23 protein-coding genes are annotated in these 25,814 nt (G+C 62.8%); 13 read left to right on the top strand and 10 right to left on the bottom strand.

Annotation, left to right across the window (positions count from 1 at the left end; all coding sequences use genetic code 11):
* The 8 genes from QZY01_RS22425 to QZY01_RS22390 form a co-directional block, all read left to right on the top strand.
* Window positions 1-1,586, top strand: a 1,586-nt coding sequence (locus QZY01_RS22425) for a DUF4118 domain-containing protein (protein WP_294541713.1), incomplete at its 5' end; no start/stop codon positions are given.
* The gene (locus tag QZY01_RS22420; protein ID WP_294541711.1) at window positions 1,583-2,278 is read left to right on the top strand and encodes a response regulator; all 696 of its coding nucleotides are present in this window, start codon (window positions 1,583-1,585) and stop codon (window positions 2,276-2,278) included. The genes QZY01_RS22425 and QZY01_RS22420, both read left to right, overlap by 4 nt.
* A 187-nt stretch (window positions 2,279-2,465) precedes the next feature.
* A complete protein-coding gene (locus QZY01_RS22415; protein ID WP_294541708.1) occupies window positions 2,466-4,331 on the top strand; it encodes an NAD(P)H-dependent oxidoreductase subunit E in 1,866 nt (621 codons plus the stop codon).
* Window position 4,332: 1 nt separating this feature from the next.
* Complete coding sequence (locus tag QZY01_RS22410) at window positions 4,333-5,058, top strand: 2Fe-2S iron-sulfur cluster-binding protein (RefSeq protein ID WP_294541706.1); 726 nt, start codon at window positions 4,333-4,335, stop codon at window positions 5,056-5,058.
* Window positions 5,055-5,612, top strand: a complete 558-nt coding sequence (locus tag QZY01_RS22405) for an NADP oxidoreductase (protein ID WP_294541704.1) — start codon at window positions 5,055-5,057, stop codon at window positions 5,610-5,612. The genes QZY01_RS22410 and QZY01_RS22405 overlap by 4 nt, the downstream gene beginning before the upstream one ends.
* A gap of 8 nt (window positions 5,613-5,620) precedes the next feature.
* Window positions 5,621-7,087 carry a Ni/Fe hydrogenase subunit alpha gene (locus QZY01_RS22400; protein WP_294541701.1) on the top strand — a complete coding sequence of 489 codons (1,467 nt, stop codon included), beginning with the start codon at window positions 5,621-5,623 and terminating at the stop codon, window positions 7,085-7,087.
* A gap of 186 nt (window positions 7,088-7,273) precedes the next feature.
* Window positions 7,274-7,747, top strand: a complete 474-nt coding sequence (locus tag QZY01_RS22395) for a hydrogenase maturation protease (RefSeq protein ID WP_294541699.1) — start codon at window positions 7,274-7,276, stop codon at window positions 7,745-7,747.
* 260 nt (window positions 7,748-8,007) lie between these two features.
* A complete protein-coding gene (locus QZY01_RS22390; RefSeq protein ID WP_294541696.1) occupies window positions 8,008-8,139 on the top strand; it encodes a hypothetical protein in 132 nt (43 codons plus the stop codon).
* Window positions 8,140-8,205: 66 nt separating this feature from the next.
* Here QZY01_RS22390 and QZY01_RS22385 read toward each other — a convergent pair whose 3' ends face one another.
* Complete coding sequence (locus QZY01_RS22385; protein WP_294541694.1) at window positions 8,206-9,141, bottom strand: hypothetical protein; 936 nt, start codon at window positions 9,139-9,141, stop codon at window positions 8,206-8,208.
* A gap of 109 nt (window positions 9,142-9,250) precedes the next feature.
* Entirely contained in the window at window positions 9,251-10,489 is a 1,239-nt protein-coding gene (locus QZY01_RS22380) for an FAD-dependent oxidoreductase (RefSeq protein WP_294541691.1), read from the bottom strand.
* 150 nt (window positions 10,490-10,639) lie between these two features.
* Between QZY01_RS22380 and rpe the strand changes: the two genes are divergently transcribed.
* On the top strand, window positions 10,640-11,320 hold the full coding sequence (gene rpe, locus QZY01_RS22375; RefSeq protein WP_294541688.1) for a ribulose-phosphate 3-epimerase: 681 nt from the start codon (window positions 10,640-10,642) through the stop codon (window positions 11,318-11,320).
* A 306-nt stretch (window positions 11,321-11,626) separates the two neighbouring features.
* Here rpe and QZY01_RS22370 read toward each other — a convergent pair whose 3' ends face one another.
* Complete coding sequence (locus QZY01_RS22370; RefSeq protein WP_294541686.1) at window positions 11,627-12,334, bottom strand: PEP-CTERM sorting domain-containing protein; 708 nt, start codon at window positions 12,332-12,334, stop codon at window positions 11,627-11,629.
* Between the two features lie 440 nt (window positions 12,335-12,774).
* Between QZY01_RS22370 and purB the strand changes: the two genes are divergently transcribed.
* Window positions 12,775-14,085, top strand: coding sequence for an adenylosuccinate lyase (gene purB / locus QZY01_RS22365; protein ID WP_294541684.1), 1,311 nt, complete (start codon window positions 12,775-12,777; stop codon window positions 14,083-14,085).
* A gap of 120 nt (window positions 14,086-14,205) precedes the next feature.
* A complete protein-coding gene (locus tag QZY01_RS22360; RefSeq protein WP_294541681.1) occupies window positions 14,206-14,955 on the top strand; it encodes a carbonic anhydrase family protein in 750 nt (249 codons plus the stop codon).
* Window positions 14,956-14,982: 27 nt separating this feature from the next.
* Here the strand turns inward: QZY01_RS22360 and kdsA are convergent, their stop codons facing one another.
* From kdsA to QZY01_RS22330, 6 genes are all read right to left on the bottom strand, one after another.
* On the bottom strand, window positions 14,983-15,840 hold the full coding sequence (gene kdsA / locus QZY01_RS22355) for a 3-deoxy-8-phosphooctulonate synthase (protein ID WP_294541679.1): 858 nt from the start codon (window positions 15,838-15,840) through the stop codon (window positions 14,983-14,985).
* Window positions 15,841-15,860: 20 nt separating this feature from the next.
* Window positions 15,861-16,577, bottom strand: coding sequence for a hypothetical protein (locus QZY01_RS22350; protein ID WP_294541677.1), 717 nt, complete (start codon window positions 16,575-16,577; stop codon window positions 15,861-15,863).
* A gap of 83 nt (window positions 16,578-16,660) precedes the next feature.
* Window positions 16,661-17,611, bottom strand: coding sequence for a CopD family protein (locus QZY01_RS22345; protein WP_294541675.1), 951 nt, complete (start codon window positions 17,609-17,611; stop codon window positions 16,661-16,663).
* A gap of 25 nt (window positions 17,612-17,636) precedes the next feature.
* The gene (gene copC / locus QZY01_RS22340) at window positions 17,637-18,005 is read right to left on the bottom strand and encodes a copper homeostasis periplasmic binding protein CopC (protein ID WP_294541672.1); all 369 of its coding nucleotides are present in this window, start codon (window positions 18,003-18,005) and stop codon (window positions 17,637-17,639) included.
* Window positions 18,006-18,015: 10 nt separating this feature from the next.
* Complete coding sequence (locus QZY01_RS22335; protein ID WP_294541670.1) at window positions 18,016-18,984, bottom strand: hypothetical protein; 969 nt, start codon at window positions 18,982-18,984, stop codon at window positions 18,016-18,018.
* Window positions 18,985-19,123: 139 nt separating this feature from the next.
* Entirely contained in the window at window positions 19,124-19,555 is a 432-nt protein-coding gene (locus tag QZY01_RS22330; RefSeq protein WP_294541668.1) for a DUF2946 family protein, read from the bottom strand.
* A gap of 1,015 nt (window positions 19,556-20,570) precedes the next feature.
* Between QZY01_RS22330 and QZY01_RS22325 the strand changes: the two genes are divergently transcribed.
* Window positions 20,571-23,276 (top strand): tetratricopeptide repeat protein, encoded by a 2,706-nt coding sequence (locus QZY01_RS22325; RefSeq protein WP_294541666.1) that lies wholly within the window; start codon window positions 20,571-20,573, stop codon window positions 23,274-23,276.
* Window positions 23,277-23,576: 300 nt separating this feature from the next.
* Window positions 23,577-23,870: a GIY-YIG nuclease family protein gene (locus tag QZY01_RS22320; protein WP_294541665.1), complete on the top strand. Its 294-nt coding sequence runs from the start codon at window positions 23,577-23,579 to the stop codon at window positions 23,868-23,870.
* 177 nt (window positions 23,871-24,047) lie between these two features.
* Here the strand turns inward: QZY01_RS22320 and QZY01_RS22315 are convergent, their stop codons facing one another.
* On the bottom strand, window positions 24,048-25,676 hold the full coding sequence (locus tag QZY01_RS22315; protein ID WP_294541664.1) for a CTP synthase: 1,629 nt from the start codon (window positions 25,674-25,676) through the stop codon (window positions 24,048-24,050).
* Between the last annotated feature and the right edge of the window lie 138 nt (window positions 25,677-25,814).

The raw sequence follows: 25,814 nt of genomic DNA, 5'->3' as shown, positions 1-25,814 counted from the left end.
GGGACATTCCGATCCAGCTGCTCGACGCGAGCGACGACGACGCCGATCCGGGACCACGCCTCAACTGGGCCCGCCTTTTTCGTCCGCGCTGGGTCGGGCTCGCGGCGGCTGTCGTCGCCGTCGCCGCCGCCAGCGGCATCGGCGAAGTGCTGAGCCTGTGGCTGCGCCTGCCCAATCTGTCGATGATCTATCTGCTGGCGGTGCTGGCCTGCGCCGCGCGGTTCGGGCTGCAATCGGCCATCGCCGCCTCCTTCCTCTCGTTCGGCGCCTATAATTTCTTCTTCATCCCGCCGCTTTTCACTTTCACGGTCGCCGAGCCTCAGGAATGGCTGTCGCTATTGGCGTTTCTCGTCGTCGCGATCCTGACCGGCTCGCTCGCCGCCCGGGTTCGCGACCAGGCCGAGGCGGTGCGCCAGCGCGCCGACGCCGCCGAACTGCTTTACGATTTCTCGCGCAAAATCTCGGGCGCGGCCAAGCTCGACGACGCGCTGTGGGCGGCGGCGGCGCAATTGCAGAAGGCGCAGGGCGGCCATGTCGTCCTGCTGTTGCCAGAGGAAGGCGAATTGCGGCTGGCCTCGGTCTGGCCGCCGATGGAGGAGCTTTCCGCCGGCGAGATGAGCGCCGCGCGCTGGGCCTTTTCCAAGCGCGAGCCCGCGGGCTGGCGCACCGACACCCTGCCCAACCTGAGCTTCCAGTTCCGTCCGCTGACGACGCCGCGCGGCGTCGTCGGCGTCTGCGGTTTCCAGCCGAAGTCGGCGCTCGATCCGATCTCGTCGGAGGACGAGCGCGCCCTGACCGCGATGATCGAGCAGACCGCCATCGCCATCGACCGTTCGCTGCTGGTCGGCGAGGCGGTGCGCAGCGCCGCGCTCGAAGAGAACGAGAAGCTGCGCACCACGTTGCTTTCGTCGCTGTCGCATGACCTGCGCACGCCGCTGTCGTCGATTACCGGCGCCGTCACCACCCTGCGCCAGCTCGGCGACCGGATGCCGCCGGCCGCGCGCAACGATCTCCTCGCTTCGATCGAGGAGGAGGCGGGGCGGCTGTCGCGTTTCGTCGCCAATCTACTCGACATGTCGCGGCTGGAATCGGGAGCGGTCAAAGTGCGGCGCGACTTTCTCGATGTCGCCGAAGTCATCCGCACAGCGGTGGAGCGATGCAAAAAAGTCTTTCCCGACATGCGCATCGAGACCAGCCTCGCGCCCAAACTGCCTTTCATTCGAGGCGATTCCGGATTGCTCGAACAAGTCTTGTTCAACCTGCTCGACAACGCCCATAAATATGGCGGCGAAACCGGAGCCGTGGTTCATGCGCGACAACAGGGGCCGGACGTGATGATCTCGGTGACCGACGAGGGGCCGGGGATCAAGCCGGCCGATCTCCAAAGGATTTTCGAGAAATTCTATCGCGGCGGCCGCGCCGACGGGCGCAAGGCCGGCACCGGCCTCGGCCTGTCGATTTGCAAGGGGCTGGTCGAGGCGATGGGCGGAAAGATCGAGGCGCAGAGCCCGGCGGTGCGTCGGCGCGGCGCGCGGCTGTTGCTGCGTTTTCCGGCGGTGGAAGTGGAAAAGGAGCGCAACCCGTGAAGACCCGCGTGCTGGTCGTCGATGACGAGGCGCCGATCCAGCGCTTTCTGCGGCCCGCGCTGCTGGCCTCGGGCTATGACGTGCTCAGCGCCGAGACGGGGGCCGAGGCCCTGCGTCTGATCGCCACCGCCGCGCCCGACGTCATCGTGCTCGACCTCGGCCTGCCGGACATGGACGGCAAGGACGTGCTGCGCGAGGCGCGAAAATTCTGCGCCAGCCCGGTGATCGTGCTGTCGGCGCGCGACCGCGAGGCGGAAAAGATCGCCGCGCTCGACCTCGGCGCCGACGATTATGTCGAAAAGCCCTTCGCCATCGGCGAATTTCTCGCCCGGCTGCGCACCGCCCTGCGCCATGCCGCGCCGGACCGCGCCGCCGCGCCGCGCTACGAGGCCGAAGGGTTGCTGGTCGATCTGGAGCGCCGGCGCGTCGTCAAGGACGGCCAGACGCTCAAACTGACGCCGAAGGAATTCGATCTTCTGACGGTGCTCGTGCGCCATGCCGGACGGGTCGTCACCCATCGCCAGATCCTCGCCGCCGTCTGGGGCCCGGCCCATGCCGACGACACCCAATATTTGCGCGTTTTTGTCGGGCAACTGCGCGGAAAGATCGAAGCCAATCCTGAGACGCCGCGCCTGATTGTGACCGAACCCGGCATAGGCTATCGTCTGTGGACGCCAGATGACGGGGTTTGAGCAGGATGGGCAAGCAGAGCCTTTTCCGATCCGACAGCATCGGATCGGAGATCTAGTTTGCTGTTTTTAAGCGTTTTCTTCACGCGAACTGGTATTCGCTTCGCTGCAAAACGCTCTGGCGCACGACGTTTTATCGATTGTCCAGCTTGCCAATCCCTTGCGGCGTCCAGCATCATTGGAACGCGGCTTGACCTGGATCGTGGCGGGAACGATCCTGAGGCTCTATTCGAAAGCAAATCCGGCACGGCAACAGATGAGTCCGCAAATGGCGTCACTCGAATCGGCTCTCATTCCCATCCTGGCGAAATATCGCGGCGATCCGACCGCGCTGTTGCAGATTTTGCGCGAAGCCCAGGAGGCGCTCGACTGGATTTCGCCAGAGACAGAAATTCTCGTAGCCTCGGCGCTGCAAATCCCATTGACGCAGGTCAAGAGCGTGACCCAGTTCTACGCCCATCTCTACGACCATAACCGCGGCAAATACCGTATTCTGTTTTCCGACAATATCACCGACCGCATGGCCGGGAGCGTCGCCCTGTTCGAGCGGATGCAGGCCCATTTCGGCGTTGAGCCGGGCCAAACCTCCGCGGACGGCCTGGTGAGCATTGACCTCACGCCGTGCACGGGCCTTTGCGACCACGGCGCGGCCATGCTTGTCAATTCCATCGCCATCGGGCGGCTGGACGCCGAGCGGATCGACGAGATCGCGGCGCTCGTCAAGGCGCGCAAACCGCTCGCCAAATGGCCGGCGGAACTATTCGCCATCGACGACAACATCCACCGCGAGGTGACGCTGACTGGCATTCCCTATGTTCCGGGCAGCGGGCTCGACGCGGCGATCCGGCTTGGACGCGCCGGGATGTTCGACGAGATCAAGCGCGCGGCGCTGCGCGGGCGCGGCGGCGCGGGCTTTCCCACGGCGACCAAGATCGAGGGCGCGCGCAACGCGCCGGGCGTCCAGAAATATATCGTCTGCAACGCCGACGAGGGCGAACCGGGGACTTTCAAGGATCGCGTGCTGCTGACCAGTTTTTCGACGCGCGTCCTCGAGGGCATGGCGATCGCCGCCTATGCCGCGGGCGCGGCGAAAGGATTCATCTATCTGCGCAGCGAATATCAATATTTGCGGGCGAAGCTGCAGCGCGAAATCGAGGAAATGCGCGCGAGCGGCCGTCTGGGCGTGTCGATTCGCGGCGCGCCGGGCTTCGATTTCGACGTCGAAATCCATATGGGCGCCGGCGCCTATATCTGCGGCGAAGGCACGGCGCAGATCGAATCGCTGGAGGGCAAGCCCGGCCGCCCCCGGGTGAAGCCGCCATCCATGGTCATCAGAGGCTACAAGGGCATGCCGACCATCGTCGACAATGTCGAAACGCTCGCGCACCTGACCGAGATCGCGCTCGAAGGCGGCGCGAGTTTTGCGCGGCGCGGCACGCGAGCGTCGACGGGCACCAAATTGCTTTCTGTGTCGGGCGATTGCGAGCGCCCCGGCGTTTACGAATACGAATTCGGCGTGACGATAGGGCGTGTGCTCCATGATTGCGGCGCGGTCGCGCCAATCGCCGTGCAGGTGGGCGGCGCGTCCGGCGTCCTGATCACGCCCGACGAATTCAGCCGCAAGATCGCCTTCGAGGACGTTTCTACCGCCGGCGCCTTCATGATTTTCGGCCCGGATCGCGACATTTTCGAAGTGGCGCGCAACTTCGCCCATTTCTTCGCCCATGAGAGTTGCGGCTTCTGCACGCCCTGCCGGGTCGGAACTACGGTGCAGAAGAATTTGATGGACAAGATCGCCGAGGGCCGAGGCTCGCGTTATGAAGTCAACGATCTGATGCGGCTCACGGATTTCATGCGCCGCACGTCCCATTGCGGCCTGGGCGAATCGGCCGGCAATGCGGTGCGCGACACATGGCTGAAGTTCCGTCCGGCGTTCGAGCGGCGCCTCGTGCCTCACGACTTCGCCCCGCAAGTGGACCTCGACGCGGCGCTCGAACCCACCCGCCTCGCGACCCATCGCGACGACGCCGCCGCTCACATCCCCGCGGAGGGCTGACGTGACCGAGTTGCTTTTCAACATCGACGACTTGCCCGTGCCGTTCAAGCCCGGCCAGACCATCCTCGAAGCGGCGAAAGCGGCCGGCGTTTTCGTGCCGCACCTGTGCCACCATCCAAGGCTCAAGCCGCATGGCGGCTGCAAATTATGCACGGTCGTCGTCAACGGCCGCACCCAGAGCGCCTGCACCTACAAGGTCGCCGCTGGCCAGGAAGTCGACATCGACACGCCCGAACTCAACGCCATGCGGCGCTCGCTGGTGCAGCTCTTGTTCATCGAGGGCAACCACTTCTGTCCGACCTGCGAGAAGACGGGCGCGTGCGAATTGCAGGCGCTGGGCTACGAATACGAGATGCTGAGTCCGCATTTCGCGGAATTCTATCCCGCCGACCGCGAGGTCGACGCCTCCCATCCCGACGTCCTGATCGATCGCAATCGCTGCATCATGTGCGAACGCTGCGTCCGCGCGAGCCGGGACATCGACGGCAAGAACGTGTTCGGCATCGCCGGGCGCGGTGGCAAGGCGACGCTGGCGATCAATTCGCCGACCGGCAAACTCGCCGACAGCGATTTCGCCGTGACCGACAGCGCGGCCCATATCTGCCCCGTCGGCGCGATCCTCGTCAAACGGAACGGCTTCGCCACGCCGATCGGCGAGCGCGCCTACGACGCCCACCCGATCAGCGACTCGGTCAATGTCTGCGAGATCGCGGAGGAGGCGAAGTGAACGCAAACCCCAACGGCAAGCCGCCGCTCAAGGTCCGGCTCGCCACCACTTCGCTCGCCGGCTGTTTCGGATGCCATATGTCCTTGCTCGACATCGACGAACGGCTGTTCGAACTCGCGGGGCTGGCGGAATTCGACCGTTCGCCCTTCACCGACATCAAGCAATGCGGGCCGTGCGACATCGCCCTGATTGAGGGCGGCGTCTGCAATTCGGAAAATGTCCACGTGCTGCGGGAACTTCGCGCCAACGCCAAAATTCTGGTCGCCGTCGGCGCCTGCGCGATCAACGGCGGCGTGCCGGCCCTGCGCAACCGGCTCAAGATCGGCGACATTCTCGACAAGGTCTATCGCGACGATTCCGGCGAAGTTCATATTCCCGACGATCCCGAATTGCCGGCCAGCCTCGACAAGATCTATCCGATCAACGAGATCGTGCGCATCGACTATTTCCTTCCCGGCTGCCCGCCGTCGGGCGACGCGATCTGGAAATATCTGACCGACCTGATTCTGGGGCGCGTGCCGCGCCTCGATCATCAGCTCCTGCATTACGACTGAGGCCCTTCATGTTCGCACTGGAACAAGCCGAATCGCCGGAAAAACTGCGCCGCATCGCGATTGAACCGGTGACGCGCGTCGAAGGCCACGGCAAGGTCACGATCTTGCTCGATGAAGACAATAAAATTCATCAGGTCCGCCTGCATATTGTGGAATTTCGTGGTTTCGAGGCCTTTATCGAAGGCCGTCCCTATTGGGAAGTGCCGGTGACGGTGCAGCGCCTGTGCGGCATCTGCCCGGTGAGCCACCTGCTCGCCGCCACCAAGGCGATGGACCTGATCGCCGGTTACGGCGCGCTGACGCCGACGGCGGAAAAACTGCGGCGGCTGTTGCATTACGGTCAGATCGTGCAGTCGCATGCGCTGCATTTCTTCTACCTTTCCGCGCCCGATCTCCTGCTCGGCTTCGACAGCGAGGCCGGCAAGCGCAATATTGTCGGCATCGCCAGCGCCTTCCCCGACCTTGCGAGGCAGGGCGTTCTGACCCGCAAATTCGGACAGGAAATCATCCGCCATATATCGGGCAAGCGCATCCATGGCACGGGCGTGATTCCGGGAGGAATGAACAAGGCGCTGGTTTTGGGGGAACGCGATGCGCTGCGCGGCGACATCGACGCGGTGATCGAGTGGAGCCTTGAGGCGGTCGGCATGATCGGGCGATTGCACGAGACCGAGCCCGAGTTCTACGGCCGCTTCGGCGAGTCGCGCGCCAATATGATGGGCCTCGTCAACGAGGATGGCGATCTCGACTTTTATCACGGCGGCTTGCGCGCGCGCGACGCCGATGGCGCCGGGATTTTCGACCACGCCGACTATGCCGCCTATGGTTCGCTGCTGCAGGAAGACATCAAGCCCTGGAGCTATATGAAATTCCCGCACATCAGGACGCTCGGCGCCGAGCTTGGCTGGTATCGCGTCGGTCCGCTGGCGCGCATCCAGATCTGCGACCGGCTGACGACGCCGCTCGCGGAAGCGGAGCGGCAAAAATTCATCGCCTTCAATGGCGGCGCGCCAGCGCATGGCGCCCTGCTTTTTCACTGGGCGCGGATGATCGAAATGCTGCATGCCGCCGAACTCGCGCGGGCACTGCTCGAAGATCCCGACATTCTCGGGACGGACCTGATGGCGGACAAGGGTCCGCGCCGTGAAGAGGCGGTCGGCGTGATCGAGGCGCCGCGCGGCACTCTGTTCCATCATTACCGCGTCGGCGCCGACGATCTCGTCAGCTATTGCAATTTGATCGTCTCGACCACCAACAACAACCAGGCGATGAACGAGTCGATCCGCAAGGTGGCGACGCAATTTTTGACCGGCCATGAAATCACCGAGGGACTTTTGAACCATATCGAGGTCGCCATCCGCGCCTATGATCCCTGCCTGTCCTGCGCCACCCACGCCATCGGCCAGATGCCGCTGCAAGTGGAGTTGATCGACGCCGGCGGCGCGCTGGTGAGCCGGGGGCGCAAGGGGTTTTGATGGCTTGCCTTCTCCCCTTGCGGGAGAAGGTGGCTCGGCCGAAGGCCGAGACGGATGAGGGGGCTCAGCAGCCTCACACCATAGTAATCGCCCTGCGGCCAACCCCTCATCCGGCCCTTCGGGCCACCTTCTCCCGCAAGGGGAGAAGGGACAAGGCTTGTTCAGCCCGGATGGAATATTTTCGCCATGAAACTCGTCGTCTTCGGCTGGGGCAATATTTCGCGCGGCGACGATGGCGTCGGGCCGCTGTTGCTGGCGCGAATCGAACAGGCCGGCTGGGACGACGCCGTCCTGATCGAGGACTACCAGTTGCAACTCGAACATGCGCTCGATCTCGAAGGCGCCGACCTCGCCCTGTTCATCGACGCGGGGGCCGACACGCCGGCGCCCTTTACGTTCCGCGAGATTTTCGCCTGTGAGGGCATGACCCACACCAGCCATGCGCTGGCGCCGGAATCGGTGCTGGCGGTGTTCGTTCAGGTCACCGGCAAAGCCCCTCCGCCGGCCTTTCTGCTCGGCGTGCGCGGCGAGAATTTCGAACTTGGCGCGGGTCTGAGCCCGGAGGGCGCGGCGCGGCTCGAACTGGCGTGGAATTTCCTGCACCGCCTGCGGCAAGAGCCGAAGCCGGAAAGCTGGCGCGGCCTTGCCCAAGAAATCTGACCCTCAATGGTCCTTTTGACGCATTCACCGCAATCCGCCCGACCAAGGATACAAAAATTTAATATTCCTGTCATCCATTCGCTATCGACTCCTTATGCGGTTCGCGCGAAAACGCCGCTGCGGTCAGTTATACAAGCCGCTTCGCATCTGGTGTTACAATGGATATCGCCTTTCGTACCGTACAAGCGCCCGAAACCTTCGGCAAAACTTCTTCCTCCCATTTCATCGTCGGACAGGATGAGCGGGGAAATTGGGTGGCGATGGATTCCCGTGGCCGCGAAGGCGGTTTTTTCGCCAGCCGCGAAGCCGCGCTCAAATATGTCGCCGCCAAGACCGGCCGGCGGCGCGGTGCAGCGCGGTTTTCGGCGCATCCGCTCGCGTTGTGGAAATAGCCCGAGGTTTGCTCAACTCCTTGTTTGGCCAAGCGCCAGTGGATTGTGGCGGCCGGCGTAAAGCTTTCAGAATTCGACCGAGAACGTCAGCCGGCCCCGCTGGCGTGAAATATCGGACTGATTAACAAGCGCCAGCGCGGTCGCGGTATTGTCGGGCAGACGGTTGGCGATCTGCGCAGACCAGGCGATGGCGACAAAGGCTTTCGGCGTGACCTGCCAGTGCAGGGTCGGGCCGAGATAACTCGCGGAGCCGCTCCATTGGCGCCATCCCAAGGAATCGAAGGTCTCGTAGAGTTCGATTTCGCCGCCTAAAGCCAAAGCCGGCGTGACGCGATACGTCAGCGCGGCGGTCGCGCCGAACAGCGCGTATTGGCTGACGCCATCGCCGGCGACACTTTCGACCTCGGGCGAAAAGATCAGGTTGACGGCGCCATAAAGCTTGTTCTCGATCAGCTCCGCATCCAGATAGACCCGGCTTGCCAACACCAAATTATTCGCATTGGCGCCGATGACCGGATCGATGCGGTCATATTCGGGCTGAAGCGAAACCGCGAGGCCAATGGGCGCATCGACGCCCCGCGCCAGCAAAATCCATTTCGGAGTGACCGAAGCCCCGGAAAAGGTGGTCTGACTGAGGTTGTTCAGCCCCGGGACATTGCCGATCTGCTGCGACACGCCATGCAGGGTCGCCTCATAGCCGAACCGGCTCGACGGCGCGGCTTCATAGGTCGCCTCCTGCTCCAGAGCCCGATAACGGCCGCCGCCGCGCTTGCCGATATAGGCGGTGGTCGTGAACTCCAGTTCGCGGCCGCCCGCCGAGCCGACATCGGTTCCTTCGGTAAAGCCGAAAATATGCTTGGTTTCGAAGGCGTCGCCCGATTCCGCTCCGCCCGACTCCCTCCCGCCTTCTTGCGCCAAGGCCTGAGACAAGCCCGCGAACAGGCCCAAAGCCGCCAGCGCGGGGAGACTTTTAGTCGCGAGGCTTCGACGATTCTCATTCAAGAAAACAGATTCCTCGCCAGCCGCGAGGGGATTTCCGGCGACGGCCCGCACAGGATAACAGAAGCCTTCGCCTGCGCCAGACCTTCACCCTCCATGGCTTCGGCATGCTTCAAAACCGCTCCATCCGGAACGGCGCCGGATCGGCGAAAGGCGTCTCGCCGACGATCAGTTCCGCCAGCAGCCGGCCGGTGATCGCCGCCAGCGTCAGGCCGTGATGCTGATGGCCGAAATTGAACCACAGCCCTTTGTGGCGCGGCGCCGGCCCAACGATCGGCAGCATGTCCGGCAGGCAGGGGCGCCGGCCCATCCAGGGCGTTTCGTCGAGCCTTTGCGCCAACGGGAACAGTTTTCGCGCCAGAACTTCGCTGGTCTCGATCTGGCCATAGTCGGGGGCTGAATCGCGCAGCGCGAATTCGGCGCCGGTGGTCATGCGGATGCCCCGGTCCATCGGCGCCAGCAGAAAGCCATTGTCGGCGTCGAGCACCGGATGGTTGAGCACGGCGCCCGGAGCCGGCGCATAATGCATGTGATAGCCGCGCTTTACCGCCATCGGGAAGTCATAGCCGAGCGGTCCGGTGATGACATCCGCCCAGGGGCCGAGGCAGACCACCGCCTCGCGCGCCAGCAACGGGCCTTGTTGCGTCTCGACGCCGTAGCCCTCGGCGGCGGGCCGGAAGGTTTTGGCCTCGCCGCGCAGAAAAATCCCGCCGCGCTGCTCGAACAGGTCTTCATAAGCCTTGGTCAGGGCCCATGGGTCGGTGATCGAGGCCGGATCGAGATAATGCACGGCGCCAAAACCGCCTCGCAGCGACGGTTCGATCTGCGTGAGAGTCTTGCCGTCGTAAAAGGCGGCTTTCAGCCCGAACGGCTCGATTTTCAGGGCGGCCTCGCGCCCGTGGGCAAAGGTCTCCTCGCTGCGGAACAATTTGATCCAGCCGGCCTTGCGCAGCAGATGCTGCGCGCCGGCTTCGGCGATCAGCTTTTCATGTTCGCTCAGGCAATTCTCGATCAGCGGCAGCACGGCCAAGGCATGGGCCTTGGCGCGTTCCGGCGCGCTCTCCCACCAGTAGCGGGCGAGCCAGGGCGCGAAGGCGGGCAGATCGGCGGGCCGGTAATGGGCCTCATTGGCGCCATTGACCGCATAGACCGCCAGCGCGCGCAGATCGCGCGGAAACAGATAGGGAAAGATCGAGGCGCGCTCGATCAGTCCGGCATTGCCGAAACTGGTCTCTTCGCCCGGCCCGCGCCGGTCGAGCAAAACCACCTGCCGGCCTTTCGAGGCGATCTGCAAGGCCGTCGCGACGCCGACAATTCCGGCTCCAAGCACCAGCACATCCGCCTTGAGCATCACGCATTCCCTCCGGCCCGGTTGGCGGGCCGCGACCATTGGCAGCATTCCCGCACTGCAACATAGGCGCCACGCGCGGCGCGCGGTGGACGCGGGCGCGCCGATCCTGTAGGAGCTGTGCTCACTTTAGCCCATGGCAGGAATACGCGCATGCGCCCGCTGAAGATCGCCCCTTCCATCCTCGCCGCCGATTTCTCGAAACTTGGCGAGGAAATCCGCGCCATTGTCGCCGCGGGCGCCGACATCATCCATGTCGACGTGATGGACGGCCATTTCGTGCCCAACATCACCATCGGCCCGGACGTGGTCAAAGCCATTCGCGGCGCTACAGACAAGCCTTTCGACGTGCATCTGATGATCTCGCCCGCCGATCCCTATCTGGAGGCCTTCGCCAAAGCCGGCGCCGATTATATCGTCGTCCACGCCGAGGCCGGGCCGCATCTGCACCGCTCGTTGCAGGCTATCCGGGGGCTCGGCAAAAAGGCCGGCGTGTCGCTCAATCCGGCGACGCCGGAAAACGTGCTCGATTATGTGCTGGACGATCTCGACCTGATCCTCGCCATGACGGTCAATCCCGGTTTCGGCGGCCAGAAGTTCATCCGGTCCTGTCTGGAAAAACTGCGACGGATCAGGGCGATGGTCGAAGATCGTGAGATCGAGATTGAAGTCGATGGCGGAGTCACGGCGGACAATGCGCTGGACATAGTGGCTGCGGGCGCCAATTGGCTGGTCGCCGGTTCCGCAGTCTTCAAGGGCGGCCCAGAGCACTACAAGAAGAACATTGACGCGATACGCTTCGCCGCGCAGTTGGCGCGGGGGGAAGTCGTTTAAGGCGTGCGGAGCGTTGCAAGCAGAGCAGTAACGCCATCTGAGGGTGCCGATGTAAAGTTTCGGGTTCGGCGGTTTGCGAAACTTCACGAACGGCGCCGGCAAGGCAGGACCGCGCGACAACCGGCCGTTCGGCTTTGGCGGGATGAAACCGCGGTTTCGGCGAGACGTCGAAGCCTCGCTTTGATCTCGGAACAGGCGGTTCGAGCGCGAAGGAAAACCGGCGAAGGGTCGGGCCAATCGTTACCGAGGCGATTTTCCGGCGGAGTCCTCCTTTTTCAACCCCCGTCGCCTTTTCCCAGCCGGCGTTCAGACGAGCGCCGGGCCTTCCCTTCTTCTGGACGCCAGCAGACGGAGCCCCAGGAGGCCCATGGCCATCATCGCCCATGTCGCCGGTTCCGGAACAGCCGGATCAACGAAGGTCACTTCGCTTGAAAAGGTCCAGGGGCCGTTTCTGAGCAAGGACACGCGAACATATTGCGCGTCGATTGCAAGGCCCGACACCGCGAGGAATGGGGTTAGGCCTGTCGAAGCAGAATTATAGAAGGGATAGTTATTGGGATCGACGCTCAACGCGCCGGCCAGGCTCCAGTTCGAGCCGTCTTTGGATGAATAAATATCCAGCGAAGGCAGGACGACGTCGGCCAGATAGTCTTGCGTCGTGTAGAAATTGACGGCTGAGATATGCGCCGGAGCAGCGAAGGAAAAATCAATATTGATGACGGGATACCCCGACCAGCCAACCCACGCGGCGCCCTGGTTCGTTTCCCAGCCGCTATTGCCAAGGATACCGTCCGTCAGCTTGGTGAAATTGGGATCGTGATAGCAAAACTCGCCACAGCTTGTCGGTTCATCGAAGGTGTAACCGAGCGGCGAAACCAGAGCGGCGTTCGCGGGAGCCCCTGCCGCAATCAGGACCGCGGCGACTGCCAGCCACGTCTGCAGACATTTCATGTACGTTGCCCTTTTTTTTGATTTCTTGCATCGCTCCGCCGAAATTGGCAACCAGATCGGCATTTTTCCGCCCAGGCTGCCACCCTCCCATATATTGAAGCAAAATAGCCGAACTCAAGGACTCTGAAAAGTTGTTTTCCAATCGTTTGGACATCAGAATCACCTGTCACAGCCTTTTCCGTTTACGCGGAATCAGAAAAATTCCCTAAATCTTTATTTAATATAAGATTTTTTTCCTAAAGCTATGCAACTCCTAGGGGGAATGCTCCAGGGAAACGAGCGCCCGGCTTTTTGGGCGATACCGCCTCGCCCGGCCGATGCCTCATGGGAGCCGGGGGCAGTCATTTGCCCCGGACGGCAATGAGGGCTTTCCTTCGTCAGCGTCCCCGTTTAGGGGGTAGCGGAACGCCAAACCGTCGCCCAGGCCGAAAACCTGTCGAACATAAAGCTGCCGCCACTTCCCTTCTCCACGAAATTCGTGCCTTTGTCTTGAGAGAAACCCGATGATCCCGCGCTATTCCCGCCCCGAAATGGTCGCCATCTGGGAGCCGCAGACCCGCTTCAAAATCTGGTTCGAGATCGAGGCCCATGCCTGCGACGCGCTTGCCGAAATCGGCGTTATTCCGAAAGCAAGCGCCAAAAACATCTGGGACAAGGCCGGCAACGTCACCTTCGACGTCGCCCGCATCGACGAGATCGAGCGAGTCACCAAACATGACGTCATCGCCTTCCTGACCCATCTCGCCGAATTCATCGGGCCGGATTCGCGGTTTGTCCATCAGGGCATGACCTCGTCGGACGTGCTCGACACCTGCCTGTCGGTGCAGATGACCCGCGCCGCCGATATTCTGATCCAGGATGTCGATGACCTGCTCGCCGCGCTGAAGCGCCGCGCCTTCGAGCACAAGCTGACCCCGACCATCGGGCGCTCGCATGGCATTCACGCAGAGCCGGTGACCTTTGGGCTCAAGCTGGCCGAGGCTTACGCGGAATTTTCGCGCTGCCGCGCCCGGATCGTCGCCGCGCGCGCGGAAATCGCCACTTGCGCCATTTCCGGCGCGGTCGGCACTTTCGCCAATATCGATCCGCGCGTCGAAGAACATGTCGCCGCCAAGATGGGCCTGAAGCCCGAGCCGGTTTCGACCCAGGTCATCCCGCGCGACCGTCACGCCATGTTTTTCGCCACGCTCGGCGTGGTCGCCTCCTGCATCGAGCGCCTCGCCATCGAAATCCGCCATTTGCAGCGCACCGAAGTGCTGGAAGCTGAGGAATTCTTTTCCGAAGGCCAGAAGGGCTCCTCCGCCATGCCGCACAAGCGCAATCCGGTGCTGACCGAAAACCTCACCGGCCTCGCCCGTCTGGTGCGCGGCATGGTGACGCCAGCTTTGGAAAATGTGGCGCTGTGGCATGAGCGCGATATTTCCCATTCCTCGGTCGAGCGGATGATCGGCCCCGACGCCACGGTGACGCTGGATTTCGCGCTGGCCCGCCTGACCAATGTCATCGACAAGCTGCTGGTCTACCCCGCCAACATGCAGAAAAATCTCGATTTGCTCGGCGGCCTTGTCCATTCGCAGCGCGTGCTGCTGGCGCTGACCCAGAAGGGCGCCTCGCGCGAGGACGCCTATGCCTATGTCCAGCGCAACGCCATGCCGGTATGGCGCGGCGAAGGCGATTTTCTCGACCTGCTCAAGAAGGACGCGGACGTCAAGAAACTATTGAGCGACGCCGAACTGGAGGAGAAATTCGACCTCGGCTATCATCTGAAACACGTCGACACGATTTTTGGCCGGGTGTTCGGCCAGGCGGGCTGAACGAAATCACTTCGCCGGCAGGGGGATTTTCCTGCGCGTGGCCGTTTCGTCCCCTTTGTCGCTTTGCATCGCCGGGGCTGATGCTATCTTCCTCGCGCATTTGGAGCGCAGGAGGCCGATATGCGTTTGAGCCGTCGTGGTTTTATTGCTGGTTTCATCGCCTGCCGGGTTTGCGCGGGCCTCGCCCGCGCCGAGGAAGCCGCCCATTGGTCCTATGAAGGCAAGGACGGGATCGCCGACTGGGGCAGGATCGACCCGACCTACAAGGCCTGCTCGATCGGCGCCCAGCAATCGCCGATCGATCTGAAACAGCCGATGCCGGCGCAAGTCGGCGGCCTCCACATCGACTGGAAGCCCGAAGCCTATAAAATTCTCAACAACGGCCATACCATCGAAGCCGTCGTGAACAACCCCGACTCCGTCAAGCTTGGCGGCGAGGTATACCAACTCAAGCAGTTCCACTTCCATCACCCGAGCGAACATGCGGTCAAAGGCGAGCGCCACGCCATGGAGATCCATTTCGTCCACGCCCATCCGAACGGCGACCTCGCCGTCATCGGCGTCTTCATCAAGCCCGGCGCCCGAAATGCCGAATTCGCGGAAATCATGGCCCTGGCCCCGGCGACCGCAGGAGAAAAAAAGTTCGGAACGCCGATCGATCCCAATCGTCTCCTGCCCAAAAAACGCATCCGCTTCCGCTATGAGGGCTCGCTGACAACCCCGCCCTGTTCGGAAGTGGTCGACTGGAACGTGTTCGAACAGCCCATCGAAGTCGCCGAGGCCGACATCGCCAGGTTCAAGGCGATCTTCCCGATGAACGCGAGACCGATCCAGACAACGGGACGCCGCTTCTTGCTCAAGGGCATTTAGGCGAGGCTGCTCGGCCGAGGCGCGCGATCAGAGTCCCTTGGCGAGCCGGTCGAACTGGATCAGGCGCGCCAGCATCGGCTCCAGTTCATTGAGTGGCGCCATGTTCGGCCCATCGGAAAAGGCCTCGTCGGGACGGTCGTGGGTTTCGATGAACAGGCCGGCGACGCCGACCGCCACCGCCGCGCGCGCCAGCACCGGCACGAACTCGCGCTGGCCGCCGGAAGATGTTCCCTGTCCGCCCGGTTGCTGCACGCTATGGGTGGCGTCGAAAATCACCGGGGCGCCGATCTCGCGCGCCATAATTGGCAGGCCGCGAAAATCCGTCACCAGCGTATTATAGCCGAACGAAACGCCGCGTTCGGTCACCAGCACGTTGGGATTGCCCGCCTCGACGATTTTCGTCGCGACATTCTTCATGTCCCAGGGCGCGAGAAACTGGCCTTTCTTGACATTGACCGGCTTGCCCGTCGCCGCCGCCGCCAGCAACAGATCGGTCTGGCGGCAGAGAAAGGCCGGGATCTGCAACAGATCGACCACCCCGGCGACCAGAGCGCATTGTTCCTTCTCGTGAACGTCGGTGACGACCGGCAGACCGAATTGCGCCTTGATCTCGGCGAAAATCTTGAGCGCCGCCTCAAGGCCGATGCCGCGCCGGTTCGACGCCGACGTACGGTTGGCCTTGTCGAAGGAGGATTTGAACACGATGTCCAATCCGAGCCTCGCGCCGATTTCCGCGAGCTTTTCCGCCATGAACAGCGCGTGGTCGCGGCTTTCCAGCGCGCAGGGACCGGCTATCAGCGCAAAAGGCAGGTCATTGCCGAAATGCGCCGCGCGGGCGCCGGCGCCGACAGTCACGTGCGGCGAGGCTTTGCCGGAATGGGACATTCAATCTACTCCGGGACTCTTCAGTCCTGTTCAAAGGCCACGGCGACGCCGGCGCCCTCGCCCGGGCGGGCGATCAGCCGCCCGGCCTGAATTTTCGGCTCCACGCCCTTGCGTTCCAGAAATTTTTCGGTCGCAGAGAGATCGCCGACGCGGAACACCAGACCGGCGATGCGAAAAGCCCCGCTTTCGGGCGCGGCGAAGCCATAGCGAAAGGCGAAAGCCAGCGGCGACAGCACCGCCAGCGCCGTCCCGCCCTCGAGCGCGATTTCCAGCCCGGCGGAAGTCGCCAGCATTTCGTGCTGGCCGGTCAGATGGGTCAAAGCTTCGGCATGGTCGGCCGGACTTTCCGCCACCGCGACCAGCGTTTTGAGACCCGTGACGCCGTTGGGCTGGGCCGGCGCGGTTTTATGGCGCGGCGGGGCCAGAATGACGAAACAATCGGCTCCGCCGAATGGTTCGGGACGGGCGGCGCCGCATTCCTGCGGCGACCCTGCCAGCGTCAGCATCGCCGCGCCCGAAAGCCGCCCGGCGAAATACGCCAGAAAGGCCCGCGCCTGCAAGTCTCCGACGGCGGCCGCCGCCGCATCGTCGGCCGCAAAAAACGCCAGCGCGACGCCGTCGGAGAGCGCGATCGCCTCTCCCGAACGATCCGGCGCGAAGCCGAGCCGCGCCCAAGCGTTGGCCAACTCGCTCTTGCGGGCGCCGGCAAGCGTGAGCGCCACCAATTTTCTAGGCATTTTCTGGCCCCGAACAGCAAGACAGCCCGCTTTATCGGCCAAGGCGGGCGCCGCCGCAAGAGGCGCCGCCATCGCTTCGCCCTTCACGGCGGCGGCGGCGTCATTCCGAGCACGGCGGCGAACCAGAGCACGGCCAGACCCACCGCGAGTTCGAAAGCCACGCTAACGCTTAAATTGGCGACGGGCCGCTTGGAGCCTGGCGCGGCGGCGCGCAAATTCCGCATGGCGACGAAACGATTGAAAAAAGCCAGCGCGAGCATCGAGGCTACGGCGGCGGCTTTGACCGCCAGAACCTTCCCATATTCCAAATCCGCTAATCGGGCGAAGGCAAAGCCGACGCGAAACCCCGCATTGGCGGCGCCGCTGAGCACGATCAGGACCACAGCGACCAGCGCCATGGCGGAATAGCGCGACAGGATTTCCAGCGTCGCTTCGCGCGCCTCGACCTTGTCGAGGCGGCTCTGCGCGACAAGGACCAAAAGCAGCGGCACCAGGCCGCCGACCCAGACGCCGGCCGCGAGCGCATGGACGCTGTAGACGGCGATCATCAAGGCGCCGTAAATTCCCGCGCCGCCTTCCGCCGCATGGCCGAGCCAGGCCTGGTCGATCAGCAGCAAGGCGCCGATAGCCAGCATCGCCAAAAGGAAGGCGCCATTTCGCAGCGGCGACAGGGCGATCGCCACGGCGCTCGCCAGCAAGGCCAGGCGCGCTATCGCCACCGGACCGAACTGCGTTTTTGTGAAGAACAGCCGCAGCATTTCCGGATCGGCAACGCTGGCGAACCCATCGGTCATATTCGCCAGCATCCCGGCAAGCCAGAAAAGCCCCGAAATCGCCGCCGCCGGCGCGGCGGCGCGCAATAGCCCGATGGTGGCGCGGCGCGCCCCGGCCAACCCGTCGCCCTCGGAGAAACGTCTTCCCTGGCCTGCGTAAAACCAGAACAGGGCCGAGCCGAACAGAACAAACACCGCCGCGAAATGAATCCAGCGGGCGATGAGGATCGCCTGCCCGTCCGCCGGATTTGTCGCCTCCATGCCTGTCCTCGAAATTCCGGCGGCTTCAGGGCGCTACGGTGAATTTGTAGCTTCCCGAACTGCGGTGGGTGTCGACCGACACCACATGCCAGTTCACGATATAAACGCCGGACTTGAGCGCCTGTCCGAGCCGCAACCGCAGCGCGGCAGGGTTCCCCGCGCTGGCCGCAGCCTTGGCCGAGGGCACGGCGCCGCCCCCCGCCACCAAGATTTCCGCGCCGGAAAAAGCCGGGACGATATCTTGCGTGAACACCAGTTCGATTTCGCCGGGCGAACCCGAAACGGTTGCGCCGACGGCGGGGACGGCATGATCGAGGAAGGCATGGGCCGAAGCGGAAGCCGCCGCGAAAACGCAGGCCAGAGCCGCGAGGACGAGCGTTCGGAAGTATTTCATGCGATTGTCCTCAATAACGGCCGCTGCGCGGCTGGGGCGGCCCAAACAGCGGTTTGCCGATGGAATTGGGGGCGATGTCGTCGAGGAAGAAATCCACGATCGCCGCGATGCCAACATTCCTGCCGCTGGCCGAATTGACCGGAATCTGCGCCATGACGCCAACTTCGAAATAATTGCCGATATAATAGAGCGACGGGCCGAACACGCCGGTCGTCGTGTTCGGCGAGAACAGGCTCGGGTCCGGAGGGGGAATGTTCGAGACCGGCGTGGTGAAAACCGCTTCAAAAGCCGGGATCAGCCGCCGGAACAGGTCGGGAACCTCCTGAACATGGGAATTCATGTAAAGCAGGCTGTATTGCAGCGTCGCGCCATAGGCGACGGTCCGGGGATTGAGCCCGCCGTCGCTATTTGCCGTGGCGGTGGGGATGCTGTAGTCGAACTCGCCCGTGACCGCGAAAGGACGCAGCCAGTCGACGGAGGCGTCGCCGAACCCCTTGCCGATAAACAGTTTTCCGGTGATCGTGCTGAACGGATCGGGGGCCAGCGACGCGGACTGCGGGCTGCCGGTATGCGCCCATTCATAACTCGCGGCGCCAGCGAAAATGAATTCCTGCGCGGCGTTCTGGTAGAAAACCTTTTTCAACTGGGTCTCGATATTCGACCATCCTTGGGCGTCGGGTCTTTTCTGCCAGTTATAGCCTTGCGAGCCGATCGAGAAGCCGAGATCGGCGGTGATGGTTTTCCCGTAACCCCAGCCGAGATTATAGGAAATCGGTCCCGGCGAACCGTCCGGGTTGGCGGAGGTCATCGTGGCGAAAGTGGGCAGCGCCAGTTCGTCGTTGACGCCGGGGTCGTCGATGGTGACGGTCACCGGGAACAGGCGGTCGCCGACGATGGTATGCGCCAGCGCGGGAGACGCGCCGGCGAGCACGGCGGCGGCACAGGCGCCCGCCAGGCGAATGATGGGGTGAAGAGACATGGCTGAACCTTGAAATCTGCTCGAACGGCCGGGACGATCGTCGGATCGGGACAGGCGCGAAGGAACGGGAAATGGGGAAGGCGGGGCTGCGCGGACGCCTGCAAGGCGAGCCGGAGCTAACCGCAATTTGCGCGTCGGTTCAGACGATGGAAGGCGGGCCGCGCGGGCTTGAAGCGAAATGCGGCGGCGCGCGCGGCGCGGCTTCGCCGGGCGGAATCGCCGGCTCGGCGGATTCGCGCGGCGGCGGCGCCGAAGGTTCGCCGGATGCTGCGACGGCGGCAAGGCTGGCGCCGACGATCTGGCACATGGGGCAATCGCCCGGATCGTGGCGATGGACAGGTCTTTTGCCGGAAAAATCACCTTCGTCGCCATTGAGGCAGAGGATGGTTCCGGCCAATTCCGCGCCGGGCAGGCCGGAAAACGCGGCCAGCGCCGGCTCGGCCGGGGTTTTTGCGCGCGACGGGGGCGCAAACAAGCTCAGACCCTGCAAAATCAAGACGACGACGGCGAGGCCGGCGACGATCCGCCGCCAGCCGCCGCCATGCCCGGTCCGGGTCAGGTCCTGCGCCAAATTCGCTCCTTCGAGGCGGCGAAGCCGCTTCAAATCCCAAACAACGTCAATTTGAAACGAGGGTCAATCGGATGGTGCGTTTTATGCCCCGGCGTTGCAGGGGCGTCACAGGGAGCGACACGCGGCGCGACTTTTTGGAAGTCGGACGTCCAAGCCAAGGGCATGAGGCCTTCAGCCCGGCCCGGTCGGACAAAAACCTCGAGAATGTTGCGCCTTGATGACGGAAGGTTCGTTGCTGAAGCGTTTTCAAGCGAAGCGGACCCGGTTCGCGTGGAACGAAGGTCCGCGTTAGCGAATAAAACGCATAAAATCAAGCAACTAGAGGCACTGTTCCGGTCCTGTCGGATCGGAAAAGGCTTCTGGTCGCCGCGGAATTGGGCGCCGGCGCCTTCGGAATCCAGGTTGTTGCAAAAAAATTCATCTACATGGAAATCTTGTCAAAAGCATCGGCCTCTGCTAAACACTATTCTTAACACTTTTGTGTCAAACATGCTAAGTGTTTGTTCCGTAACTCTTATTTAGTTCGGGTCAAACAAATGGGGGAGCAACATGGATCCGTATCATCGGCAGCGAGTTCAAGCGGAAATGTCGAATTCGCTTATTTTGAAAGCGGATGCTCCCGCGCTGTTCGACGGCGCGCCTTACATAGATTATTCTTTCATATTCGAACCGCGCGAAGCCAGCATTGAGTTACCCTTGCACAGGCTGGTCCGCAAATATGCCGAATATGGCGAAATTTTCGCGATCCAAAACTAGCCAATTCTTGGCTATCAAGTCCCAAGGCAATCCGACGAAGCGCTTTCGGGGTAACTTGGGGCCGTGATGGTCAAAGCGAAGCAAGGCCGCCTTTTGGCGGCTTTTTTGCTGAGCTGACCGTCATCGCTGTGCAAGCGAACCAATCCGGCTTTGCCGTGAACCGCAGACAGATTGACCTGTAAAACTTTCGAAGCACGCTGGTTCGCGGGTGGGGAAGGTGGAATAGTGCCGCCAATCGAACTGTGGCTGGAAACTCATAATGTTTGCCAGAATTTTTATCTCGACCGTTTCCAGAGAGTTTTTGGCCTATCGCGAGAAATTGCGCCGCGACTTCACAGCGCCCAATGTCGAGGTGAAGGTGCAGGAAGATTTCAAGGGCCAGGGTAAAAGTACGCTCGCCCTGCTGAACGATTACATTACGTTATGCGATGCCGTAGTTCACCTCGTCGGAAATATGACCGGCGCCGCGCCCCCCAAACACGATGTGGATGCGCTGCTGGTCTACTATCCGCATCTGGTCGACGAACTGCCGCCGCTGGGCGAAGCTTTACGCCGGGGTGCGGTTGTTTCCTACACGCAATGGGAGGCGTGGCTCGCGCTATATCACCGCAGAGCGCTTTTCATCGCCAAGGCGGACGAAAACGCCGTGCGCGAAGAAACCTACGCCGACTCGGAATCCGAACGCGCCGCGCAGGCGGAGCATTTGAAGCGGCTAGCGGCGCGGGAGCGTTTTCCGGATATTCTGTTCACCAACCCGGACCAACTCGCCAGCCGCGCCTGGGCCTGGCTGCACGACAAATTGCCGCAACCCGAACCAAAACCAACGCACCGCCGGCCCAATAATCTGCCCTACGCTTCGCTCGGTTCGCTGTTCAAAGGCCGTGACGAAGTTTTGGGCGATTTGCACAAGGCGTTGACTGCCGGCACGGACGCGGGAGCGGCCATTTCGGTCCGCGCCCTTCACGGGCTTGGCGGCATTGGCAAGACGCGGCTGGCGGTCGAATATGCCCTGAAATATGCCGAAAACTATTCGGCCTTGCTGTTCCTGCGCGCCGACACGCCCGCGCTGCTTTTTACCAGTCTGGCGGCTTTGGCCGGGCCGGATATTCTCGACCTGCCCGATAAGGATGCGCGCGAGGATGCGGTCAAAATCTCCGCCGCGCTTGGGTGGCTTGAACATCATCCGGGCTGGCTGATCGTCCTCGACAATGTCGATGCGCCTGAAGCCGTCGCCGCCGTCGGCAAGCTGCTGGCGAAACTGCGCGGCGGCAAAATTCTCATCACTGGCCGCGCGGGCGGTTTCCCCGGTTCCGTGCGCAAAATCGAACTCGGCGTTCTCGATATTCCCGCTTCGGTCGAATTTTTACTGGAACGCACCGAAGACGACCGCATCCATGCAGCCGATGACGCCGGATTGGCCGAAGATTTGGCCAGCGAACTCGGCGGCCTCGCCCTCGGACTCGAACAGGCGGGCGCCTATATCGCCGCCGAACGAACCAGTTTTAAACTTTATCTCAAGCTTTGGCAGGAGAAGCGGGCGACCGTACTCGACTGGTTCGACAAGAACCTGATGAGCTATGACCACGACACCGGCCTCGCGGCGACCTGGGCGACCTCGGTCGCGCGCCTGACAGCGAACGGCAGGCGCTTGCTTGAACGCCTCGCCTTTCTCGCGCCAGAGTCTGTTCCCGACAGCCTGCTCGATGTCGCTGTCGACACCGACCCTGCGGACTTCGACGCGAAAACCGGCCGCGGCAATCTGTTCGCTTATTCGCTGATCGCTCGCGCGCAAGTCGAAACCGGCAAGGCGTCAGAGGACGGTTTCGCCGTGCATCGGCTGGTGCAGGACTTCACCCGGCGAGACATGACGGAGGAACGACGAGGCGCCGCGCTGCGCGAGGCGTTGGAATGGGTGGATGCCGCTTTCGTCGGCAACCCGGCGGACGTCAGAACCTGGCCGCTGCTCGATCCTCTCGCCTCGCACGCCTCGGCGGTCGCGGAGCGCGCCGACAGGCGAGGGATCGTGGCGCCGACAGCCCGCCTTTATGGGGAGCTCGGTCAATTGTTCGACGCCAAGGCGCGACATTCAGAAGCAGAACGCATGTCTCGGCGCGCCCTCGCCATTGACGAGGCCAGTTACGGTCCCGATCATCCCAACGTGGCGATCCGCCTCAACAATCTCGGTGGATTGCTCACAGCGACCAATCGCCTTGAAGAGGCGGAGCCGATGATGCGCCGCGCCCTGGCCATTGACGAAGCCAGTTACGGTCCCGATCATCCCACAGTGGCGATCCGTCTCAACAATCTCGCTCAATTGCTCACAGCCACCAATCGCCTTCAAGAGGCGGAGCCGATGATGCGCCGCGCCCTGGCCATTGACGAAGCCAGTTACGGTCCCGATCATCCCACAGTGGCGATCCGCCTCAACAATCTCGCGCAGTTGCTCCAAGCCACTAATCGCCTGGACGAGGCGGAGCCGATGATGCGCCGCGCCTTGGCGATGGACGAAGCCAGTTACGGTTCCGATCATCCCAACGTTGCGATCCGCCTCAACAATCTTGCTGCATTGCTCAAAGACACCAACCGACTTGATGAAGCTACGCCGATGATGCGCCGCGTCCTGGCAATTGGCGAAGCCAGTTACGGTCCCGATCATCCTATAGTGGCGATCAGCCTCAATAATTTTGCCCAATTGTTAAGAGCCACCAACCGACTTGACGAGGCGAATCCGATGATGCGCCGCGCCCTGGCCATTGACGAAGCCAGTTACGGTCCCGATCATCCCATCGTGGCTCTTCGCCTCAGCAATCTCGCCTTATTGCTCGTAGATACCAACCGACTTGATGAGGCGCAGCCGATGATGAGGCGCGCCTTGGCGTTGTTCGAGGCCAGCTATGGGCCGGATCATCCCAGCACGATCACGGTTCGAAACAACCTGAACGTGCTGCTTGAGCGGCGAAACTGAGCCCGTTCCAATCGGCGGCGCCCTCGCTTTTTTCGGCCCCCCTCACACCGGCCGGCTCCTCGCCTTGGCCCATTTCGCTTCGCGATCTTTCACCCCTGCCCCCTCATGGTGAGGAGCGGCGTGGAACGCCGCGTCTCGAACCATGGGCAAAGGGCGCAATCCGCGCGGCAGCGGCGGGAAGGCCGAGGCCAGCGATTCCCTCGCCCTTCGAGACGCGCCTAAAAGGCGCTCCTCAGGGTGAGGGGATTGTTGGGCTCCGGTTTGCGCTGTATGGGTGTTTGAAGGCCCTGACGAAAACACATGACGCGAGCGCACATCTTTATTTTGCAATGCGCGGATGGCTCCTTTTATACCGGGCTGACGCGACGCGATCCCGTTGAACGCGCCAGCGAGCATGAACAAGGGTTGGACCCGCATTGCTTTACTTACAGCCGCAGGCCGGTCACGCTCGTTTACACTGAGTCGTTCGAACGGGTGGATGAGGCCATAGCAACCGAGCGCCGCATCAAAGGCTGGACGCGCGCCAAGAAAAAGACGTTGATCGAGCGCGATTACGAAACACTGGTTCGTCTCGCCTCGCGCGCAAAGGAATAGTGGGCCCCCTCCAGCCCTCATGGTGAGGAGCGCCCGGAAGGGCGCGTCTCGAACCATGGGCAAAGGCGCAATCTGAGTCGCAGCGCTCATGACGCCCTCGCCCTTCGAGACGCGCCCCAAGGGCGCTCCTCAGGGTGAGGGGATTCGTGAAGCGGCGATCCATCAGGACTTCCTCCCTCACACCAGCCGGCTCTGCGCCTTGGCGGCCGCGATAAAACTCGCGAACAAGGGATGCGGCTCGAATGGGCGCGATTTCAACTCGGGGTGATATTGGACGCCGATGAACCAGGGATGGTCCGAAAATTCCACCGTTTCCGGCAGCAATCCGTCGGGCGAGGCGCCGGAAATCACCAGTCCGCACTGCTCCAGCCGCTCGCCGTAGTCGCGGTTGACCTCGTAGCGGTGGCGGTGGCGCTCGGAAATTTCGGTCGCGCCGTAGATTTCGGCGATTTTCGTGCCGGGTTTGAGCAGCGCCGGATAGGCGCCGAGCCGCATGGTGCCGCCGAGATTGCCGCTTTCCTCGCGCTGTTCCAGCTCGTTGCCGCGCAGCCATTCGGTCATCAGACCGACCACCGGCTCCGGGGTCGGGCCGAATTCGGTCGAGCCGGCCTGTTCGATCCCGGCCAATGAGCGCGCCGCCTCGATCACCGCCATCTGCATGCCGAAGCATATGCCGAAATAAGGCACTTTGCGCAGGCGGGCGAAACGCGCGGCGGCTATTTTTCCTTCCGAGCCGCGCGAACCGAAGCCGCCCGGCACCAGAATGCCATGGACATGTTCGAGATAGGGCGAGGGGTCCTGATGCTCGAAGATTTCCGCCTCGATCCAGTCGAGATGGACTTTGACATGGTTGGAGATGCCGCCGTGCGCCAAGGCCTCGATCAAGGATTTGTAGGCGTCCTTGAGGCCGGTATATTTGCCGACAATGGCGATGGTGACGTCGCCTTCGGGATTATGCACCGCCTGCATCACCGCATTCCAGCGGCTCATGTCGGGGCGCGGCGCCGGCTCGATGCCGAAGGCCGACAGCACTTCGTGATCGAGGCCGGCGGCGTGATAGGCGCGCGGCACCTCATAGATCGAGGCGACGTCGAGCGCCTCGATCACCGCCGATTCGCGCACATTGCAGAACAGGCTGAGTTTTCTGCGCTCTTCGGCCGGAATCTCGCGGTCGGCGCGGCACAGCAATATGTCCGGCTGGATGCCGATCGAGCGCAATTCCTTGACCGAATGCTGGGTCGGCTTGGTCTTCACCTCGCCGGCGGAGGGGATGTAGGGCAACAGCGTCAGGTGGATATAGACACAATGATGGGGCGGCAGGTCGTTGCCCAATTGCCTTATCGCTTCGAGGAAAGGCATCGCCTCGATGTCGCCGACCGTGCCGCCGATCTCGACCAGCACGAAATCATAGCCCTCGTTGCCGTCGAGGATGAATTCCTTGATGGCGTTGGTGACATGGGGGATGACCTGGACCGTGCCGCCGAGATAATCCCCGCGCCGCTCGCGGGCGATGATGTCGCGGTAGATGCGCCCGGTGGTGACATTATCCATGCGATTGGCCGAACGGCCGGTAAAGCGTTCGTAATGACCGAGGTCGAGATCGGTTTCGGCGCCGTCGTCGGTGACGAAACATTCGCCGTGCTGATAGGGCGACATGGTGCCCGGATCGACATTGAGGTAGGGGTCGAGCTTTCTCAGGCGCACCGTGTAGCCGCGCGCCTGCAACAGCGCGCCGAGCGCCGCCGAGGCCAACCCCTTGCCAAGCGAGGACACAACGCCGCCGGTTATGAAAATATAGCGCGCCATGCGGGGCCTCGTGTTCTGGCGGGACGCTGGAGCGCCGCCGCGCCCCTTTCGCCCGAGGCTCACGAACACGCGCCGGTCAAGCGCCGGAATTTCTGCGAAAGGGCCGGCGGACCGGCCCCAGCTTGTCGTCGAGGCGCC

The sequence above is a fragment of the uncultured Rhodoblastus sp. genome, assembly GCF_903903185.1.
In the GTDB taxonomy this organism is placed as follows: Bacteria; Pseudomonadota; Alphaproteobacteria; order Rhizobiales; family Beijerinckiaceae; genus Rhodoblastus.
Note: the sequence above shows the minus strand (reverse complement) of the source record. Positions and strands in the feature narration are given on the sequence as shown.